This window comes from Algoriphagus sp. (assembly GCF_024642405.1).
Lineage (GTDB): Bacteria > Bacteroidota > Bacteroidia > Cytophagales > Cyclobacteriaceae > Algoriphagus.
Genome location: NZ_JAHEBC010000383.1, coordinates 1 through 3,475, shown reverse-complemented (window position 1 = coordinate 3,475; position 3,475 = coordinate 1). Strand labels below are relative to the sequence as shown.

Below are 3,475 nucleotides of genomic sequence, written 5' to 3'. Positions count from 1 at the left end.
AGCAATGAGCAATAATGACACTGATGCCATTAAGAAAATTCAAACCGATGCCTTACTCTTGGAGGATTATCAGGCAAAAGAAGTCAAAAATGTCATCAATGGAATGGGGGATAGTTTTGCCTCTTTAGCTGCAATCGGTCTGCTGAATTCTAAAAATGAATTTCAGTTTTTGGATAGCTTGGTTGCAGAGTTGGATAAAAAATATCCTGGAACCAAAATGATAATTCAGTTAAAACAGCAATTAGATGAAATGAGAATATTGTCTATGGGACAAGTTGCGCCAGAAATTACGCTTCCAAACCCCGAAGGACAAATGGTTAATCTTTCTGATTTTAGAGGAAAGTATGTAATGATTGATTTTTGGGCTGGTTGGTGTAAGCCTTGTAGGGAAGAAAACCCGAACGTCGTAAGACTATACAATAAATACAAAGATAAAGGATTTGAAGTATTGGGAGTTTCCTTGGATAGAACCCGTGAGGCTTGGGTTGATGCTATTTTTGAAGATGGATTAATCTGGCCACAGGTTTCAGATCTTAAATACTTCAATTCTGTTGCTGCTGAAACTTATCAAATTAATGCTATTCCTGCTACCTATTTAATTGACCCAGAAGGTAAAATAATAGGTAAAGATTTGAGGGGGCCAAGTTTGGAAAGTAAACTTGAAGAGATTTTTGAATAATTGATTATTGTATAGAATTGAAAAAACCTTCTGAAACTTAATTCAGAAGGTTTTTTTGTTTTTTTGTAGTAAAACAAAAGGAAGGAGAAAAAAAATTACCAAACAGTCCTCCCTTGAAAAATCGCTTCTTTTAAAAAGGAATAGCAAAAGTTGTTTATCACCCGAGACAAAACTAGTAAAAATATTTAAAAGAAAAACAAAAAATAAATTATTCTTATTTGAACAAATATAATTATAGGTGGATAAATATTAACTATTCCTTGATTATTGCATCATTGTAAATTAACAGGCTATTTTTTTTCAATTTTTTCAAAACTCGCGATTACACCTCGAACCATTGCTGAACTGAAGCCTTGATGCTCCATTTCATTCAAACCGACAATAGTACAACCTTTAGGAGTGGTGACTTTGTCTATCGCTTCTTCAGGATGGATATTTTGTTGAATCATTAATTCGGCAGCTCCTTTCACTGTTTGGTTTACTATTCTGCTGGCTGTATTGGAATCAAAACCTATTTGGATACCACCTTGAATCATAGCCCGCATGAATCTTAATACATAAGCAATCCCGCAAGCTCCTAAAACTGTTGAAGCTTCCATAAGAGATTCATCAATATCAATTGTGATTCCAATTGAATCGAATAATTCTTTTATTAAAGCAATTTGTTCTGGGTTAGCGCCTCTTTGACATACACAAGTGATTGACTCTTGAATGTCAGCAGCAATATTAGGCATTGCTCTAAAAGCAACAGTTTTAGGATCTATTTCTTTGTACATCTCATCAAGTGTAATACCCGTTGCCAATGAAATGATAATTTGCTTTTTAGGATCTAATACTTCCCGGATTTCCTTTAAAATTGGGTTGACATTATAGGGTTTTACTCCTAATAGAATAATATCAGCATATTTTGCAGCTGTATAATTATCTGAATGTACATTTACGCCCCTTGCTTCAAAATCAGAAAGACTAATAGTATTTCTTTTTGTTAGAGTTAAGTTTTTTGAATCAAAGCTATCTTTCTCTAATAGTCCATTTGCAATAGATGAACCAAGATTACCACAACCGATGATTGCAATTTTTTGTGAAGAAATCATAAGAAATCAAATAAGTAAGAATTATTGATACTTAAAGGTAAACAAAAGCCCTGTTTTAATTCGAAAAAGGAAATTTCATAGTTGAGAATGAAAAAATATCTGATTCCAATAGAAATAATTTGATAAAATATTTTGACATTAAGTAAAGTTTGTTTTACATTTAGTAAAAAATAATTGACTCATGAAAGAAAAATCAATTTTACACGTACCACTACTTTCACCGGCTTGGAAGAAAGTTGCTATTGTATTTTTTCCTTTGCCAGTAATCTTGGTAATAGGGATGTCTATTGCCAGAATGGATATAAGCCCTGATGAATCAGCTCAGGTTATTTATGGTTTTTGGGCAATAGGATTTGGTCTTTTGAACTTATCTAGAGAGAAAGAGGAAGATGAAATGATCAAGTCTTTTCGGCTTCAGGCCTTTCAAACTGGGTTCTACTGGTTGATTTGGGGACTAGGAGCTTTGATGTTGATTAATTATATAAGGTTCGATCGAATAACTTCAGAGATCTTCACTGCTTATTTGGTTCTTTTCCTCCTGAATTTATATGTATATGGAGCGTTTCAATATCAAAAGTACATGTCGACAAAAGACTAATTTTATATGATTTTATCAAAAATATTATTGCCACGTAGCTATCGGAAAATCGGCTGGATTCTTTTTATACATGCCTCCATTTTAGGCTTATTGGCATTGTCTGTTGAGTTTGAATTTTCTTGGTTAGAATTTAATGGGTTTCGGGACGGGGCTTTTTTAGAAAGCACCGAAGAAAACTTTACAAATGAAGTAGCGATATTAAGCCTCTTTTTGAATTTGTTTTTCATAGCCTTGGCAAAGAAGAAAGAAGAAGATGAAGACCATCAGAAGCTGAGATTGGATTCCATTCTGTTTGCATGTTATGGGTATTTTATACTCAATGTGATTGGAGCTATTATGTTTTATGGTTTTGATTATTTGACTTTTATGTCTTTTAACATGTTTTTCCTTCCCCTGCTTTTTATTCTTCGATTTAGATGGATGATGTTTCAGCAGCGAAAGTTTTTATGCTTGGTTCTATGAAAAACTGTATAAAAGTAGAACGTGCTAGACATAACCTGACTCAGCAGGATTTGGCTGAGAAAGTGAATGTTTCCAGACAAACTATCAATAGTATTGAGGCGGGCAAGTATGTCCCTTCCACTGTTCTGGCTTTAAAGATTTCAAAAGTTTTTGGAGTAAGTTTAGAAGAAATCTTTGAATTGGAGGAAGAAGATTAAAAGCAAGAGAATTTATTGGAATACCATTTGCAATTTTTAGGTAACAAAAGACTATAATATCTTACCTTTGCCCCTTTACAAATCTTTTTCATGACCAAACTGATCAGAATTACAACAGTACCCCTTTCACTTAAACTTTTGCTTACAGGACAAATGAAGTTTATGAGAGAAAAAGGGATAGAAGTTTTAATGGTAAGCAGTGATGGAAGAGAGGTAGCTCAAGTATTAAAGAATGAAGGTTGCAGACTTGAGGTAATTCCTTTTACAAGACAAATCACTCCAATTCAAGATTTAAAATGTCTTTGGCAGCTTTATCAATTATTTAAAAAGGAAAAACCTGATATCGTACATACTCATACACCAAAGGCAGGGATTTTGGGAATGTTGGCGGCAAAGTTGGCCGGTGTAAAAGTTAGAATCCACACTCTGGCAGGAATTCCTTACA

General features: G+C 33.7%; 6 protein-coding genes. 5 read left to right on the top strand and 1 reads right to left on the bottom strand.

What is annotated here, in order from left to right:
* Window positions 1-679: peroxiredoxin (locus tag Q0L68_RS18130; RefSeq protein ID WP_296705670.1), on the top strand; the 679-nt coding region annotated here is incomplete at its 5' end.
* 290 nt (window positions 680-969) lie between these two features.
* Here the strand turns inward: Q0L68_RS18130 and proC are convergent.
* The gene (gene proC, locus Q0L68_RS18125) at window positions 970-1,773 is read right to left on the bottom strand and encodes a pyrroline-5-carboxylate reductase (RefSeq protein ID WP_296705669.1); all 804 of its coding nucleotides are present in this window, start codon (window positions 1,771-1,773) and stop codon (window positions 970-972) included.
* A gap of 181 nt (window positions 1,774-1,954) precedes the next feature.
* Between proC and Q0L68_RS18120 the strand changes: the two genes are divergently transcribed.
* The 4 genes from Q0L68_RS18120 to Q0L68_RS18105 all read left to right on the top strand — a co-directional run.
* Entirely contained in the window at window positions 1,955-2,371 is a 417-nt protein-coding gene (locus Q0L68_RS18120) for a hypothetical protein (protein WP_296705668.1), read from the top strand.
* A 6-nt stretch (window positions 2,372-2,377) separates the two neighbouring features.
* A complete protein-coding gene (locus Q0L68_RS18115; protein WP_296705667.1) occupies window positions 2,378-2,833 on the top strand; it encodes a hypothetical protein in 456 nt (151 codons plus the stop codon).
* Window positions 2,830-3,030: a helix-turn-helix transcriptional regulator gene (locus tag Q0L68_RS18110; RefSeq protein ID WP_296705666.1), complete on the top strand. Its 201-nt coding sequence runs from the start codon at window positions 2,830-2,832 to the stop codon at window positions 3,028-3,030. Before Q0L68_RS18115 ends, Q0L68_RS18110 begins: the two co-directional genes overlap by 4 nt.
* 90 nt (window positions 3,031-3,120) lie before the next feature.
* Window positions 3,121-3,475: glycosyltransferase (locus Q0L68_RS18105; RefSeq protein ID WP_296705665.1), on the top strand; the 355-nt coding region annotated here is incomplete at its 3' end.

What these genes read in the sequence shown, in the direction of transcription:
- Q0L68_RS18115 (WP_296705667.1), top strand. Translation starts at nt 2,378, where the DNA reads ATGATTTTATCAAAAATATTATTGCCACGTAGCTATCGGAAAATCGGC.
- Q0L68_RS18110 (WP_296705666.1), top strand. Translation starts at nt 2,830, where the DNA reads ATGAAAAACTGTATAAAAGTAGAACGTGCTAGACATAACCTGACTCAG.
- Q0L68_RS18120 (WP_296705668.1), top strand. Translation starts at nt 1,955, where the DNA reads ATGAAAGAAAAATCAATTTTACACGTACCACTACTTTCACCGGCTTGG.
- proC (WP_296705669.1), bottom strand. Translation starts at nt 1,773, where the DNA reads ATGATTTCTTCACAAAAAATTGCAATCATCGGTTGTGGTAATCTTGGT.